Below are 15,622 nucleotides of genomic sequence, written 5' to 3'. Positions count from 1 at the left end.
AGTATTTCTTATGCATGAGTTTTACTCATGTATTCCTATTTTTAAGTACACATTAGCTGTGGCTAATGTGTAAGAACCACTACATAATAAATCATTAGTGGCTCTTTATCATTTCTGTCCCACTCCCCTGAGAAGTTTAAAATTTTATATGTTGGCTTGTTATGTTAAGGGAATTAACATGGTTGTCTTGTTTATATTATGTGATTCAAACATTACTAGTCTTGTAAATCTAATTCGTAAAATGCTAAATCTAACCATTGATTGAATTTAAAACCTACATTGGTCAGTGTGCCGGCATGCTTAAAAGCAAACTTTTGATGCAACTGAATACTCGCTTTGTTGGAAGCATCAATGCCTGCAACTAGCGCACGATAACCTTTAGCTTTTGCTTCAACAATTAAATGGTGTAGTAATTGACTAGCAATACCTTTTCCTCTAGCTGAAGCATCGACATAAATAGAATGTTCGATTGTATATAGGTATGCTGGCCAAGGTCTAAACGAACCGAACGTCGCAAACCCTAAGACACTTCCATTTTCCTCAAATACAAAGATAGGCTCATGCTTACGTTGTTTCGTTTCAAACCATGCGACACGTTCGTCTATGGTTTGTGGTTCATAAGTATAAACAGCTGTAGTATTGATAATGGCATCATTGTATATCGCTAATATAGCGTTTAAATCCTCTTTTTTAGCGTATCTAATCATATCAATTCCCCCTTAGTAATTATTAAAAGCGTTTCGTTATTTGAATGCAAATATGTGTAATGAAATCTAACGTAAAAGTATACATGTAAATTTTATAGTATAAAATGAATTGCTATGAGTCATTTTGAAATTAATGGTATACTATATGAAATGTTAACAGGCATTGTGAAATGTATAAAAGGAGCCTTAACGTATGAAAAAATGGACAAATCGATTAATGACAATCGCTGGTGTGGTACTTATCCTAGTGGCAGCATATTTGTTTGCTAAACCACATATCGATAATTATCTTCACGATAAAGATAAAGATGAAAAGATTGAACAATATGATAAAAATGTAAAAGAACAGGCGAGTAAAGATAAAAAGCAGCAAGCTAAACCTCAAATTCCGAAAGATAAATCGAAAGTGGCAGGCTATATTGAAATTCCAGATGCTGATATTAAAGAACCAGTATATCCAGGACCAGCAACACCTGAACAATTAAATAGAGGTGTAAGCTTTGCAGAAGAAAACGAATCACTAGATGATCAAAATATTTCAATTGCAGGACACACTTTCATTGACCGTCCGAACTATCAATTTACAAATCTTAAAGCAGCCAAAAAAGGTAGTATGGTGTACTTTAAAGTTGGTAATGAAACACGTAAGTATAAAATGACAAGTATAAGAGATGTTAAGCCTACAGATGTAGAAGTTCTAGATGAACAAAAAGGTAAAGATAAACAATTAACATTAATTACTTGTGATGATTACAATGAAAAGACAGGCGTTTGGGAAAAACGTAAAATCTTTGTAGCTACAGAAGTCAAATAATCTATTACGCTAATGGATGAATATATTGAGTGGAAAACAGTCTTGATTGCGAGACTGTTTTTTTGTTTGGTATGAGGTAGCAATGACGACGTGTCATTGGTGGAGATTGTAAAAATACATAATAAAAAGGAGCGACAATGGATGCCGCTCCTTTTTATGTACTACATACCGATTTTCAACCATCTCTTTCTACTTAGTAATAAGACAATAGTATTAACTATAAATAGAAGAACGAAGAATGATACTGTATTTATAATTTCAGTAGGACACATAAATGTTGACTCGTTATTCAATATTTTTTCTACGGCACGATACATCGTATTGCTCGCCTCAAATGGAGCAACGATACCAAATATATTTTTATTAATGGCAACTAAGATGACTGAACCAATCCAATATACAATGCTGATACCTAAGCTGATTAAAATATTAGGTGAAACCATACTAATCGTTCCAACAACTAAGATATATTGTAAGATAACGAGTGAAAATAAGATTATTAATAGTAAGTAATGTGAGAAATCCGAATATATAATTGAAATAATTGTGATACTTAGAATTATGAACACTAAACATTCAAAAAATAACACTGCTACCTTTTTATAGAAGAAGGTAAAGATATTATCGCCAATCAATTTATAAAACAGGGTATTTTTATTCGAATACTCTTTATTAATAAAATATGCAATAACAAATGAAAATAGTAAGAACCCTAATTGCGTTGCAACAGTATATGAACTGAAGAAAAACTGGCTATAGCTTAAACTTTTAACTTTGTCTATTCCTATTGGTAAAAAATACCCAAGTAAGAAAAGGAATATGAATAGCACACCAAGCGTGTAAATAATTTTATTGGAAATACTTTTTTTAAATTCTAATTTCAAAGTGGACACCTAAATTATAAATTAATGTAATCATTTATGACTTCTTCTTTTGATTGGTACTCTTCTATTTGAAGGTCTTTAAAAATAAAGTATTTACCCGGCAAAGCACTTAAATCGGATAAATTATGTGTAATATTGATAATAGTTTTAGTTTGATGGCTTTGAATAAAATCATTTAAAAATTCATAAATTTCATTAACTGTTTTCTTGTCTAAAGCGTTTGTAACTTCATCTAATATGATTAAATCATGATCTTCCAATAAGAAACTTAATAATTTAAGCTTTTGTTTTTGACCATCACTCAAGTTTTTTAGTAGTACGTTAGACGGTATTGCTTCGATGTTTAGTATGTTATAAATCTTATCGAATGTTTGTCGATTGTTTTCAAATTTTGATTTTAACAATGATAATAAAAAATCTTTTGTTATATCATTAGGAATATTTGATGAACTTGATATTAAGGTTACATTTTGAGAAATGGACTTAGGGATATTTCCACTATTATTTAGTAAGAAATCTTTAGCTAATAAAGATTTTCCTACACCATTTTTACCAACAATGTGATTGATCTGACCAAGATAGAAATTTAAATCACAATTGTCAACTAGTTGTTTGTTTTTAACTTTTAAAGAATAGTTATTTAGTTTCATGTATACAACTCCTATGTATAAAGGGATTTATTACACCGATATTTAATTGTATTTTTAAAAATTCTTTCACATTATGTATAGATGTTATAAATTAGTATATCACACTATATTTTGTCCAAATGATAAATATATCGTTATATTTTTACAATATTCTGAAATTTATGTTCGCCTCTGAATGCTATATCCAGTGTAATGTGTTTTGCATATATGAAAGCAATTTCAAAATGTGAATATAGGTTCATTGTGGTATGACAAACTTCATTGCTTGTCATGAGATGGATATAATGAAGACGACTAAAAGAGCAATGAGGAGGATAATCATGGTTAAGGCTATTGCGGTAGATATGGACGGGACGTTTTTAGATTCGAAAAAGACATACGATAAATCAAGATTTGAAGCGATTTTTACTGAACTTAGAAATAGAGATATTACATTTATTGCTGCGAGTGGCAATCAATATGCGAAGTTGAAGTCTATTTTCGGGGATAGAGATATGTATTTTATTTCTGAAAATGGTGCAGTTATTTATAATGGCAATGAGTTATATAATTATAAAAGCTTTAATCGTCAGGTGTTTCAACAGGTTGTCGATTATTTAAATATGAACCAAAGTATTGATCAACTCGTCATCTGTGGTTTGAAAAGCGCGTATATTTTAAAACATACTTCTGAAGCATTTAAAGAAGATACGAGATTTTATTATCATCAGTTAAAAGAAATTGACAGTCTACAACAATTACCTGAGGATGATTATGTCAAAATAGCATTTAATATTAATCGTGAGACGCATCCAAATGTTGACGAAGAAGTAGCAACGCAATTCAGCAATGATATTAAACTTGTCTCAAGTGGGCACGATAGCATTGATATTATTATGCCAAACATGACTAAGGGGCAGGCATTAAAACGATTGTTAGATAAATGGGGAATGTCTTCTTCAGAGCTCATGGCCTTCGGAGATGCGAATAATGATAAAGATATGCTTGCGTTCGCTAAGCATAGTTATGTGATGGAAAATAGTCATGATGAAGAATTGTTCAAGATTGCCTCTGCTGTCGCTCCAAGTAATGATAAGCAGGGTGTTTTAACGATTATCGAACAAGAAGTATTGAACAAGTAGGTAGTACATCATCAATGAAGCGGCTATTATGATACTAAATACATGTTAAATGAAAACTTTGAATACGAATAATCAAATATTAATATATCTCAAACACGTTAGGCAATAATGCCATAGTAAAATAAGCGCACTAAAATCATTTGAATAGATGATAAAATAAAGCGGATTTTAATCAAACTGGTTTTTATACAGATATACAAAATAAAAAGCAAAGGCACATGGCGCGCCTTTGCTTTTAAATATATATTAATTTAAACGTGTTTCACATGTACTAGTGTTAATGACAGATAATGCTGCGTTTAAACCACCTTCAACAAGGTTTTGTACTGCTTCATCAGAGAAGAAAGCAATATGTGGTGTTACTAAAATTCTTTCATGTTCGATTAACTCTAATAATGTTTTATCGTCAATGTCTTTATTAGTCCAGTCATTTGTGAAGTATGCTGCTTCATTTTCATAAGTATCAATCGCAGCACCTAACAAAGTACCATCGTTCACTGCAGCGATTAAATCAGGTGTATTGATGACTGCACCACGTGCTGCGTTAACTAAAATTGCACCTTTTTTCACATGATCAAACATTGCTTTATCGAATAAATGATAGCTTTCCTTGTTCGCTGGAACATGTAAAGAAATAATATCGGCATCTTTAATAGCTTCTTTAACACTATCTTTATAAGTTAAAAAGTCTAAATCTTTATTAGGATAAGCGTCATAAGCTGTAATTGTAGCACCAAATCCTGCATATATTTTAGCAGTAGCAGCACCGATACGACCCGTACCGATAATTGCAACAGTCATATTTTTAACTGGTTTAGACATGATTTCTGCTTGCCAAGTAAAATCATGTGCTTGTACACGGCGTTCAATATCTGGGAAGCGACGCACTAATTGTAGGGCGATAGAAACAGAATACTCTGCAATTGTTTCAGGTGAATAACTAGGAACGTTAGATATCACAATGTTGTGTTTTTTAGCTAAATCTAAATCATACATATCAAATCCAGCAGTACGTTGTGCAATTTGTTTAATACCGTAAGATTCTAATTTAGGATAAACGTCATCTTCTAACTTACCAAATTGCATTGTAGTTACGCCATCGTAATCTTTTAATTGATCGACTGTAGCACTTGATAATAGCTCTTTAGAAGTAGTTACTTCGACATTATTCTTTTTCCCCCAATTTAATGCCATCTCTTTCTCATAATCACGCGTACCAAAGAACATAATTTTTGTCATTATTAAAAACCTCGCTTTTAAAAGATTGAAAAGTAAATGAGTGAAATTAAAGATTATGTACATTAAAATCACGCCACAATTTAATTGTGAAAAATATCACAAATATATTATAACACTAAATTTTCCAAAATTCAAAAGTGTGTTTTATTGCAGAAAACTTATAACATGTGCACAAGTTATAGTGAATTGCAAACGGATTACTTTAGTCTTTTTAAAACATGAAGTATAATTTGTATAGTAATAAATATAAAAATTGGAGGCTACGTTCAATGAGCAATATGAATCAAACAATTATGGATGCATTTCATTTCAGACATGCGACTAAGCAATTCGATCCACAAAAGAAAGTTTCGAAAGAAGATTTTGAAACAATATTAGAGTCAGGTAGATTGTCTCCAAGTTCTCTTGGGTTAGAACCTTGGAAGTTTGTCGTGATTCAAGATCAAGCGTTACGTGATGAATTAAAAGCGCACAGTTGGGGCGCAGCAAAACAATTAGATACAGCGAGCCATTTTGTGCTAATTTTTGCGCGTAAAAATGTAACGTCAAGATCACCGTATGTACAACATATGTTAAGAGATATTAAAAAATATGAGGCACAAACGATCCCAGCTGTTGAACAAAAATTCGATGCATTCCAAGCAGATTTCCATATTTCTGATAATGATCAAGCCTTGTATGACTGGTCAAGTAAACAAACGTATATCGCATTAGGCAATATGATGACGACAGCCGCATTGTTAGGTATTGATTCATGTCCGATGGAAGGTTTTAGTCTGGATACAGTGACAGACATTTTAGCAAATAAAGGTATCTTAGATACTGAGCAATTTGGTTTATCAGTGATGGTTGCATTTGGCTACAGACAACAAGATCCACCGAAAAATAAAACACGCCAAGCATATGAAGATGTTATTGAATGGGTTGGACCAAAAGAATAAATAGAATACAGCATGTCTAAATATATATAATTAAAAAGTTAGCAATAATAAAAGCCTGCGTTCATATAAATGAATCGCGGGCTTTTGCGTGAAAAAATTGTATTAATAAAGTATGGATGATTATTTTTCTGGAACAAGGTCAGTATTTGAATGAACTGTGATGTCAAACCCTTCTGGTGCCGTAAATGTATGTGTTGAGGCGTCGGGTTGATAAATATCAACATGTGTTAATCCATAACTTTGTGCATTGTTTTGTCTTGCTTGATTGGATTGCCAAGTGTTAGCCGCAATATGATGGTGATAATGATTCGTTGACATAAATAACGCACGTGGAAAATCAGACACATGTTGGAATCCTAATTGTTCAATGTAACATTGATATGCTGCGTCCAAATCATGTGTTTTTAAATGTAAGTGTCCAATCATGCCTTTTGCTGGCATTCCTTGCCAACCTTCGTCAGTACGATGTGTTAATAAAGTTTGGCTATCAACTTCTAAAGTATCCATTTTTACTTTGCCATTTTGCCATTCCCATGAAGATGAAGGTCTATCGCGATAGACTTCAATACCATTACCTTCGGGGTCGTTGAAATATAAAGCTTCACTTACTAAATGATCACCAGCGCCGATGCCCATGTTTTTTTGTGCCACGAAATATAAGAAGTTAGCTAGATCCTCAGTAGTTGGTAATAAAAGTGCTATATGAAAAAGCCCTGCTTCACGTGGGGAAGTCTGACGGCCGTCTTCTAATAAATGTAACGTTAGAGTATGGCCACCAGTCCCAACAGATAATACGGTTGTGTTATCGTCAGAACTTTTAACGGATAGTCCTAAAATGTTTTTGTAAAATGTTGTCATTAAGTCTAAGTCTCTTACGTTCAGTTCAATGTTTGTCACTTGTGTTGCTGTTTTATCGTGAAATGCCATTATGCATCGCCTCGTTTTCTATTTTTCTATAAGTTAGTATAAAAAGTATACCAGAAAAGAAAATGAATTGATAGCATAAAGTTTGAAATGCAAAATAACTTGTCGTTTTGCAATTTTATATTGATTCGTACAAATAAAAAGCGATGGCACAGTTGCACCATCGCAAAATTTATTTAACCAAGATATACATCTTGATATGAATCTTCTTTTTCTAACATATGTTTGGCAAATGAACACGAGGCAATGATTTTTAAATGATTTTCGCGAGCATGTTCAACAACTGCTTTAACTAGTTTTTTGCCAACACCTTGACCACCGAGTTCATCAGATACGCCTGTATGATCAATGTTAATTTCATTATTATCCACAAAACGGTATGTGATTTCAGCTAAAGCATGATTTTCATCATCACCAATATAGAATTTGTTCTCGCCTTGTTTAATTTCAAGGTTACTCATACATATCAACTCCTATCATGATTGATTATAGTATTTCCCTATTCTATTTTAACTTAAACGAAGTCAAAGGTGCATGACAGTCATGTGACGACATTGCCACATTTATGTAGTCGTTTTTATTAAGCGCAGTTTGAAATGAAGATGAAAACACGTATCTTGACATTAAATTCATTTAGCTATATAATTTATCTCGAAATCGAAATAAATTAAAAAGTTGGTGATGATATGGATCGAACGAAACAATCGCTCAATGTCTTTGTCGGAATGAATAGGGCGTTAGACACATTAGAGCAAATTACAAAAGAAGACGTAAAGCGATATGGCTTAAATATTACTGAATTTGCAGTGCTCGAGTTGCTTTATAATAAAGGTCCGCAACCAATTCAACGTATTAGAGACCGCGTATTAATTGCAAGTAGCAGCATTTCATATGTTGTAAGTCAATTAGAGGACAAAGGTTGGATTACACGTGAAAAGGATAAAGATGATAAACGTGTATATATGGCTTGTTTAACTGAAAAAGGTCAAAGTCAAATGGCAGATATTTTCCCTAAGCATGCTGAGACATTAACAAAAGCGTTTGATGTGTTAACAAAGGATGAATTAACAATCTTACAACAAGCGTTTAAGAAATTAAGTGCACAATCTACAGAAGTGTAAGGCGTGCACTAAAAATTTACATTAAAATATCTCGGTTTCGAGATAAATATGCTAAAAGACAAAGAGGGTATATAAAATGGCAAATAATCATGAACTATTAGGTATTCACCATGTTACAGCAATGACAGATGATGCAGAACGTAATTATAAATTTTTTACAGAAGTACTAGGCATGCGTTTAGTTAAAAAGACAGTCAATCAAGATGATATTTATACGTATCATACTTTTTTTGCAGATGATGTAGGTTCGGCAGGTACAGACATGACGTTCTTTGATTTTCCAAATATTACAAAAGGGCAGGCAGGAACAAATTCCATTACAAGACCGTCTTTTAGAGTGCCTAACGATGACGCATTAATGTATTATGAACAGCGCTTTGATGAATTTGGTGTTAAACACGAAGGTATTCAAGAATTATTTGGTAAAAAAGTGTTGCCATTTGAAGAAGTCGATGGCCAAGTGTATCAATTAATTTCAGATGAGTTAAATGAAGGGGTAGCACCTGGTGTACCTTGGAAGAATGGACCGGTTCCAGTAGATAAAGCGATTTATGGATTAGGACCCATTGAAATTAAAGTAAGTTATTTTGACGACTTTAAAAATATTTTAGAGACTGTTTACGGTATGACAACTATTGCGCATGAAGATAATGTCGCATTACTTGAAGTTGGCGAAGGAGGCAATGGTGGCCAGGTAATCTTAATAAAAGATGATAAAGGGCCAGCAGCACGTCAAGGTTATGGTGAGGTACATCATGTGTCATTTCGTGTGAAAGATCATGATGCAATAGAAGCGTGGGCAACGAAATATAAAGAGGTAGGTATTAACAACTCAGGCATCGTTAATCGTTTCTATTTTGAAGCATTATATGCACGTGTGGGGCATATTTTAATAGAAATTTCAACAGATGGACCAGGATTTATGGAAGATGAACCGTATGAAACATTAGGTGAAGGTTTATCATTGCCACCATTTTTAGAAAATAAAAGAGAGTATATAGAATCAGAAATAAGACCATTTAATACTAAGCGTTAACATGATTAATTGGAATGAGGAGGATTTGTGATGGAACATATTTTTCGTGAAGGACAAAAAGGTGCGCCAACGCTAATATTGTTGCATGGTACAGGTGGCGATGAATTCGATTTATTGCCATTAGGCGAAGCATTGAATGAAAATTATCACTTGTTAAGTATTAGAGGACGAGTTTCAGAAAATGGGATGAACCGGTATTTCAAACGTCTTGGTGAAGGTGTTTATGATGAAGAAGATTTGGAATTTCGTGGACAAGAATTGTTAGCGTTCATTAAAGAAGCTGCTGAACGTTATGAATTTGATATTGAAAAAGCAGTACTTGTTGGATTTTCAAATGGATCAAATATAGCGATTAACTTAATGTTGCGTTCGGAAGCACCATTTAAAAAAGCATTGTTATATGCACCGTTATACCCAGTTGAAGTAACGTCAACAAAGGATTTATCAGATGTAAGTGTGTTGCTTTCTATGGGGAAACATGATCCAATTGTGCCATTAGCTGCAAGTGAACAAGTCATTAACTTGTTTAAGACACGTGGGGCAGTAGTCGAAGAAGTTTGGGTGAATGGTCATGAAATTACAGAAACTGGATTAACGGCTGGTCAACAAATACTTGGGAAATAACAGTTCTATTAAGAAGCGGACAGATGGAAAAGATTTTTACTTTTCATCTGCCCGCTTTTTTGATTTTGAAGTGTTGTACTAAATTTTACAATAGTATAGATATTTTAATCGATATGAGATTTGCCGGTAATACGCTTAATTAAACCTTTATAGAGTACAGGTATGAGTAAGATGAAACCGAACAATCCCATAATAGGGAATACTTTTCCAATTAATGAAATGAAACCGATAAATGTACTAATATAAGTGATGACAGCCATTGTAATAATAATGATGAAGTAACGTCTGCTAAATGGAACGCTGAAACGTGACGCAAATGCATACATTAATCCAACAACAGTATTGTAGATGACAAGTATCATAATGACAGACATAATAATACCAATTGACGGAGACATTTGTGTCGCTAATTTTAATGTAGGTAGATCGACGTGTTTAATTTTATCGAATTGAGAAATTAAACCTAGGTTAATCATCATGAGTAAAAATGTAATGATTAAACCGCCAATCAAGCCCCCGTATAACGTTGAGTCACGATATTTAACTTTACTACCCATCACTGATAAGAAGCTGAAGGCAGCAGCAATTTGCAAGCTTGCATAGTTAATCGCATCAAACCACCATCCAGGTGATAATGATTTCTGCTTATGAATCTGAGCATCATTATTAGCGGCAGTAAAATCAAGATGACTTGTTGTGAAATAGTAGACCGCAATCATAATGACAATCGCAATTAAAAATGGGGTAACACCGCCAAGCACAGCAATTAAACGATCGAATTTTAGAAACAGTGTTGCTAAAATAAAGGCGACTAATATGAGTGCGCTCAGCCAATACGGTAAGTTGAAACTTTGATGAATGGTTGACGCACCACCTGCAGTCATAATAATAGCTAAAGACAACATAAACATTGTCAAAATAATATCAAAACCTCTTGCAATAGAGGGGTATAAGAAATAGTTAATTGAATCAGAATGATTTCTGGACTTTAGATGATGACCTGTATGCATGACAACCATTCCACCTAAAGTAATCAATAGTCCTGTTACAATAATGCCTGAAATGCTATATGCGCCATGACTTGTGAAAAACTGGAAAATTTCTTGACCAGTAGCAAAGCCGGCACCAACGACAACACCAACAAAGGCAAATGCCACAATAATGGACTCTTTTAAGATACGCATGATTTAAAAATGTCCCTTCGTAATTTTAAGTAATATAGAAAATGTAACATACATGTTAATGAAAAATATAGTACTAATATAGTATTTTGTTAAATTGAAGTAGAAGCGAGGGCGTCGGTCATTTCATTAATTTATTAGTTGATTTTGCATTTTTTTGCTGTAAAGTTGTTATAATACAGTTAACAGGAATTAGCATAGATACACCAATCCCCTCACTACTCGCAATAGTGAGGGGATTTTTTTCGGTGTAGCTAGGTCGCCTATTTATCATCGCGTTTGCGTAGCCAATGCGTAAACCGCATCAATACAACAGTATACAATACATGCATAAAATGTCGTCTTTAGTCTAAGTAGCGATCATGCATTAACATTTTCAAAATATCTATTTGAGCTTGAAGATCTTTACCAATATTGGTATCACGAATCTTCTTACGTTGTAATTCTTTATCTACGACGCGCTTTATAGAAAGTTCATCGATACCTTCGGAAAGTATTTTTTCTTTAGCGTTAAATTGTTGGTGTGCAACGAGTTGCATACCGAATGAATTATACAATAGTGTATAGCCTGCAATGCCAGTTGTTGACTGATAAGCTTTTGAAAAGCCACCATCAATGACAAGCATCTTTCCATCAGCCTTGATAGGATCTTCGCCATTGATTTCTTTCACTGGTGTGTGACCATTAATAATGCGACCTTCATCTGCATTTAATCCAAAATCACTGAGCATTTTACGAACCATATTCACATCTTCACGTAGATGATAGTATGGATTTTTTTCTTCTTTATGAGAAGCTTTATCTGCAATAAAGTATCGTTCAAACGTAGTCATGGCACGTTTTCCAAATAATGACGAATATTTCCCAGTCCATAAATACCAAACTAAATCCGTCGATAAGTCATCAGTATTTTCTTTTTCATCAAATGATTTACGGACATGATACTCAAATACATCTAATAATTCTTGGCCGCTGTAAGTATGACCATCAATTTCAAATGATTCCATCTCACCATTTTCATCAACTGGAATACAACCATGAATGAGTAAATTGCCATTATATGGTAAGTAAAGAGAGCCTTTACGCATCAAGAAAGACATATGACGACGTAATTTTTCAGATTGTTGGAATGACAATAATAGTTTATTCATGACTTCTTCTTCTTCAGGTAGTAATTCTGCTGGATTATCACGATTGACAGTTTGGAAACATGTGTCTTTCAATGGGTATGTATTACCATAAACTGTAATTTCATTTGTATCATAATTAACCTTTTCAAGCACAAGACGTTCTTCCATTTCGAAATTTGGACGACGTTTAATAATTGGTATTTCTAACTTGAATTGAATCATCGCAATAGCTTGATGAATTTTAGTAATTTGACTTTCTTCACGTTGAGTTAAACGTTCGTGTTTGTCAGGTCTTTTTTTAGGCTTAAAAGCAGGATTATCTGCGTCATAGTATTTTTCAGCTAAAGTAAGCAGTGGTCTTAAATTAATGCCATAAGCGTCTTCGATAATATCTAAATTATCATAGCGTGCACAAATTCGAAGTAAGTTTGCTAAGCATACTTTTGACCCAGCATAGGCTCCAACCCAAAGCACATCATGATTACCCCATTGAATATCTAGGGAATGATAATTAATCAGTGTATCCATAATTTTATCTGGTTGTGGTCCACGATCATAAATATCACCGACAACGTGTAAATGATCGACGACTAAGCGTTGTACGGAATAAGCGAGTCCAATAATTAAATCATCTGCCTGTTTAAGTTCAATTACTTGGTTAACAAGTGTTTCGTAATATGATTTTTTATTTTGATATTCATTACTTTTATACAGTAGTTCCTCAATAATATAAACGTATTGTTTTGGCAATGCTTTACGCAGTTTTGAACGCGTATATTTTGAAGAACAATATTTAATCAACTCAATTAAATGTTCGATTGTTGTGATATACCAGACATTAAGTTGACCGCAACTTTGGAAATCACTTTTAATCAATTTTAATTTGTCTTCTGGATAGTAGACAAGAGCAGTTAAATCATTAAGCTCCTTAGTTGAAAGTCTCTCTTTGAAAATATCATTGATTTTCGCTCGCACATTCCCAGAACCGTTGCGTAATACGTGTTGGAAAGCTTCGTATTCACCATGTAAATCGCTGACGAAATGTTCCGTACCTTTAGGTAATTCTAAAATTGATTCTAAATTGATAATTTCAGTTGCAAGTTTTTCTGGAGTATCAAAATTTTGGGATAGTAAATCTAAATACTTCTTTTTTAATTCTTTTTCAGTAATTTGAGTCATTACGTGTCACTCCTGTAGTATATTTCAAACGTTAGTTTATAAAATAAATGCGCTTACAATGATTATCAAGAAAACGTTAACATTTTTCAATAAGTATGCTTGGATTGATAAAAATAGAGGGCAGGATTTTGGTATTAGGAGTCGTTGCAGTTTAGTTAAGTAAAAGTGGGAAAGTGATATATTTATTTTAAAAATGAGAGGAGGAATTTGTTATATTCACTAGTTTCCTAAAAAATTACGATATGTAAAATGTGGAATTGCCAAAATTTGGATAAAAAAATCCCCGCACCATTATTTGGGTGAAGGGATTTGAAAATGATTTTGAATTACGATGGAATATGTGTGTATTTAGACATTTAATAACTTGAAGTTACTAAATATTTTTCTTCTTGAAAATAAATACTACAAGTATTAAGAAAATAGAAATATAAGCAATATTACCAATAAACAATTCATGAAGTTCTAATTTCGTCGACTTACTAAAGCCTTTTTCAACTGTTTGAAGCATAATATTCATCATATTAATAGGATTCCACTTTAGCCAGTCTATTTTTTCTAAAAGTGCCGTTTGAATAACTGCTAAAATAGAACTTGCAAAATAAAAAACAATACCTACAGCAATGGCTACTCCCGTTGAATTTGTTGCAGATGATAATAGCAACGTTAAGCTTAAAACTAACCAAACGCCAACAAATGTGCCTAAACTAACTAATAATAATTGATTCAATAAAGATAATTGATTACCGCTACTTTCAAATATATTTAAATCATTAAAGAATAAAGACCCAATAACAATTGAAGCAATAATTGTAATAACAAAATAAATTAAAGAAATAATAAATAATGTGATGATTTTGCTAACAATCATAGTTGTTCTTGAATATTCACGATAGAGTAAATTTTTAATCGTACCGTAATGAAATTCCATTGAAATGATTGTACTTGCTTGAATAATTAATAAAAATGCAAACCATGAAAAACCATTATAAGCAGATGTGAAAGATTCCTGTGGCGTAAAAATTTTATTGTATTTTGTAGCAATATAACCTTGAGCAACCATTAGTAGAATAAAGACAATAGGTGCGATAAAAGTTGATTTCTTTTTAAATAATTTGAAACATTCTTGTTTAATTAAAGTTCCCATTTTATGCTTGGTCCTCCCTTTCTATGATTTCTAGTAATACATTTTCTAAATCATTATCTTTAAATTGTTTAAGTTCTTCTTCCGATGTTTCTGTAACAATTTTACCTTTGTTAATAATAAGGATAGAGTTTGTGATTTTAACTAATTCACTTAAAATATGACTCGAAATTAAGAAAGTAACACCTTCTTGCGCTTTTTGGACAATCAATTCACGAACATCTCGCACAGCTTTTGGATCTAAGCCATTCATTGGTTCATCTAAGATAATAAATTGAGGTTCATTTAAAAATGCTATAGCAATTCCTAATTTTTGTTTCATACCAAGAGAATACGTTTTAGCTTTTTTATGAATGTATTCATCCATATGAAGTTGTGAGACAATTTTATCGATATCTTGAGTGTTTTTTGATTCATTCAATAACTTCAAGTTTTCATATCCAGACATAAAAGGATATATTCCTGGATTTTCAATCAATGCACCGATATTGCTTTTGCTGTCTTTGCTGTTAATAACATTAAAATTCCCGCTTTGGAAACTAGAGTAACCTAATATAACTTTCATTAAAGTTGTTTTACCTGCACCATTCGCTCCAACGAGACCAACTATTTGTCCGCGTTTCAGCTTAAATGATACATCTTCGAGAATCGTTTTGTTGCCTATCTTCTTTGTTAAATGTTCTATTGTTAAAACATCCATATCACTATCTCCTTTGCTATTAAATAATCTGAATCTTAAGATTTTATATATAAAATTAATTTTATCACATAGCAAGTGTTATAAAAATACGGATTTAAAAAACTTTAATAATATAAAAGATAAATATGAATACGAGTATTTTTGTAGCATGCAAATGGCATTGCTACATTTATTAAAATGCGCAATTTGTTATGAGTGACTTTTTTGAATAGAAGGCATATTAAAGTGAC

16 protein-coding genes are annotated in these 15,622 nt (G+C 32.6%); 6 read left to right on the top strand and 10 right to left on the bottom strand.

Annotated elements, in window-relative coordinates; translation table 11 throughout:
* Positions 1-215: 215 nt before the first annotated feature.
* Positions 216-707, bottom strand: coding sequence for a GNAT family N-acetyltransferase (locus IDG66_RS05955; RefSeq protein ID WP_000621926.1), 492 nt, complete (start codon positions 705-707; stop codon positions 216-218).
* Between the two features lie 193 nt (positions 708-900).
* Between IDG66_RS05955 and srtA the strand changes: the two genes are divergently transcribed.
* On the top strand, positions 901-1,521 hold the full coding sequence (gene srtA, locus IDG66_RS05950; protein ID WP_000759359.1) for a class A sortase SrtA: 621 nt from the start codon (positions 901-903) through the stop codon (positions 1,519-1,521).
* A gap of 161 nt (positions 1,522-1,682) precedes the next feature.
* Here srtA and IDG66_RS05945 read toward each other — a convergent pair whose 3' ends face one another.
* Both IDG66_RS05945 and IDG66_RS05940 read right to left on the bottom strand, forming a co-directional pair.
* Positions 1,683-2,414 (bottom strand): peptide ABC transporter permease, encoded by a 732-nt coding sequence (locus IDG66_RS05945; protein ID WP_001793310.1) that lies wholly within the window; start codon positions 2,412-2,414, stop codon positions 1,683-1,685.
* A 5-nt stretch (positions 2,415-2,419) separates the two neighbouring features.
* A complete protein-coding gene (locus tag IDG66_RS05940) occupies positions 2,420-3,055 on the bottom strand; it encodes an ATP-binding cassette domain-containing protein (protein ID WP_000773921.1) in 636 nt (211 codons plus the stop codon).
* Between the two features lie 320 nt (positions 3,056-3,375).
* Here IDG66_RS05940 and IDG66_RS05935 point away from each other — a divergent pair, with 320 nt between their 5' ends.
* On the top strand, positions 3,376-4,176 hold the full coding sequence (locus tag IDG66_RS05935; RefSeq protein ID WP_000237540.1) for a Cof-type HAD-IIB family hydrolase: 801 nt from the start codon (positions 3,376-3,378) through the stop codon (positions 4,174-4,176).
* 246 nt (positions 4,177-4,422) lie between these two features.
* Here IDG66_RS05935 and IDG66_RS05930 read toward each other — a convergent pair whose 3' ends face one another.
* Positions 4,423-5,415 (bottom strand): D-lactate dehydrogenase, encoded by a 993-nt coding sequence (locus IDG66_RS05930; RefSeq protein WP_000161533.1) that lies wholly within the window; start codon positions 5,413-5,415, stop codon positions 4,423-4,425.
* A gap of 269 nt (positions 5,416-5,684) precedes the next feature.
* On the opposite strand from IDG66_RS05930, the gene IDG66_RS05925 reads away from it, so the two are divergent.
* Positions 5,685-6,356, top strand: coding sequence for an NAD(P)H-dependent oxidoreductase (locus tag IDG66_RS05925; protein WP_000069098.1), 672 nt, complete (start codon positions 5,685-5,687; stop codon positions 6,354-6,356).
* A gap of 120 nt (positions 6,357-6,476) precedes the next feature.
* On the opposite strand, the gene IDG66_RS05920 is transcribed toward IDG66_RS05925, so the two are convergent.
* Both IDG66_RS05920 and IDG66_RS05915 read right to left on the bottom strand, forming a co-directional pair.
* A complete protein-coding gene (locus IDG66_RS05920) occupies positions 6,477-7,283 on the bottom strand; it encodes a VOC family protein (RefSeq protein ID WP_000863975.1) in 807 nt (268 codons plus the stop codon).
* 173 nt (positions 7,284-7,456) lie between these two features.
* On the bottom strand, positions 7,457-7,741 hold the full coding sequence (locus IDG66_RS05915) for a GNAT family N-acetyltransferase (protein ID WP_000067112.1): 285 nt from the start codon (positions 7,739-7,741) through the stop codon (positions 7,457-7,459).
* 225 nt (positions 7,742-7,966) lie between these two features.
* Here IDG66_RS05915 and mhqR point away from each other — a divergent pair, with 225 nt between their 5' ends.
* The 3 genes from mhqR (at position 7,967) to mhqD (ending at position 10,061) form a co-directional block, all read left to right on the top strand.
* Positions 7,967-8,401 carry a MarR family transcriptional regulator MhqR gene (gene mhqR, locus IDG66_RS05910; RefSeq protein WP_000376235.1) on the top strand — a complete coding sequence of 145 codons (435 nt, stop codon included), beginning with the start codon at positions 7,967-7,969 and terminating at the stop codon, positions 8,399-8,401.
* A gap of 76 nt (positions 8,402-8,477) precedes the next feature.
* Complete coding sequence (gene mhqE / locus IDG66_RS05905) at positions 8,478-9,437, top strand: ring-cleaving dioxygenase MhqE (protein WP_000002678.1); 960 nt, start codon at positions 8,478-8,480, stop codon at positions 9,435-9,437.
* Positions 9,438-9,467: 30 nt separating this feature from the next.
* A complete protein-coding gene (gene mhqD / locus IDG66_RS05900; protein ID WP_103143650.1) occupies positions 9,468-10,061 on the top strand; it encodes a methylhydroquinone degradation carboxylesterase MhqD in 594 nt (197 codons plus the stop codon).
* 104 nt (positions 10,062-10,165) lie between these two features.
* Here mhqD and IDG66_RS05895 read toward each other — a convergent pair whose 3' ends face one another.
* The 4 genes from IDG66_RS05895 to IDG66_RS05880 all read right to left on the bottom strand — a co-directional run bounded on the left by IDG66_RS05895 (position 10,166) and on the right by IDG66_RS05880 (position 15,392).
* The gene (locus IDG66_RS05895) at positions 10,166-11,245 is read right to left on the bottom strand and encodes a YkvI family membrane protein (RefSeq protein WP_001549787.1); all 1,080 of its coding nucleotides are present in this window, start codon (positions 11,243-11,245) and stop codon (positions 10,166-10,168) included.
* 341 nt (positions 11,246-11,586) lie between these two features.
* Positions 11,587-13,551 carry a fructose-1,6-bisphosphatase gene (locus IDG66_RS05890; protein ID WP_000192173.1) on the bottom strand — a complete coding sequence of 655 codons (1,965 nt, stop codon included), beginning with the start codon at positions 13,549-13,551 and terminating at the stop codon, positions 11,587-11,589.
* A 373-nt stretch (positions 13,552-13,924) separates the two neighbouring features.
* On the bottom strand, positions 13,925-14,695 hold the full coding sequence (locus IDG66_RS05885; RefSeq protein WP_000536966.1) for an ABC transporter permease: 771 nt from the start codon (positions 14,693-14,695) through the stop codon (positions 13,925-13,927).
* A 1-nt stretch (position 14,696) separates the two neighbouring features.
* Entirely contained in the window at positions 14,697-15,392 is a 696-nt protein-coding gene (locus tag IDG66_RS05880) for an ABC transporter ATP-binding protein (protein WP_000382903.1), read from the bottom strand.
* Positions 15,393-15,622: the final 230 nt, after the last annotated feature.

It is taken from the genome of Staphylococcus sp. EG-SA-18 (genome assembly GCF_017151825.1).
In the GTDB taxonomy this organism is placed as follows: domain Bacteria; phylum Bacillota; class Bacilli; order Staphylococcales; family Staphylococcaceae; genus Staphylococcus; species Staphylococcus aureus.
The sequence above is the reverse complement of the archived record's forward strand: the minus strand, read 5'-3'. Positions and strand labels throughout refer to the sequence as shown.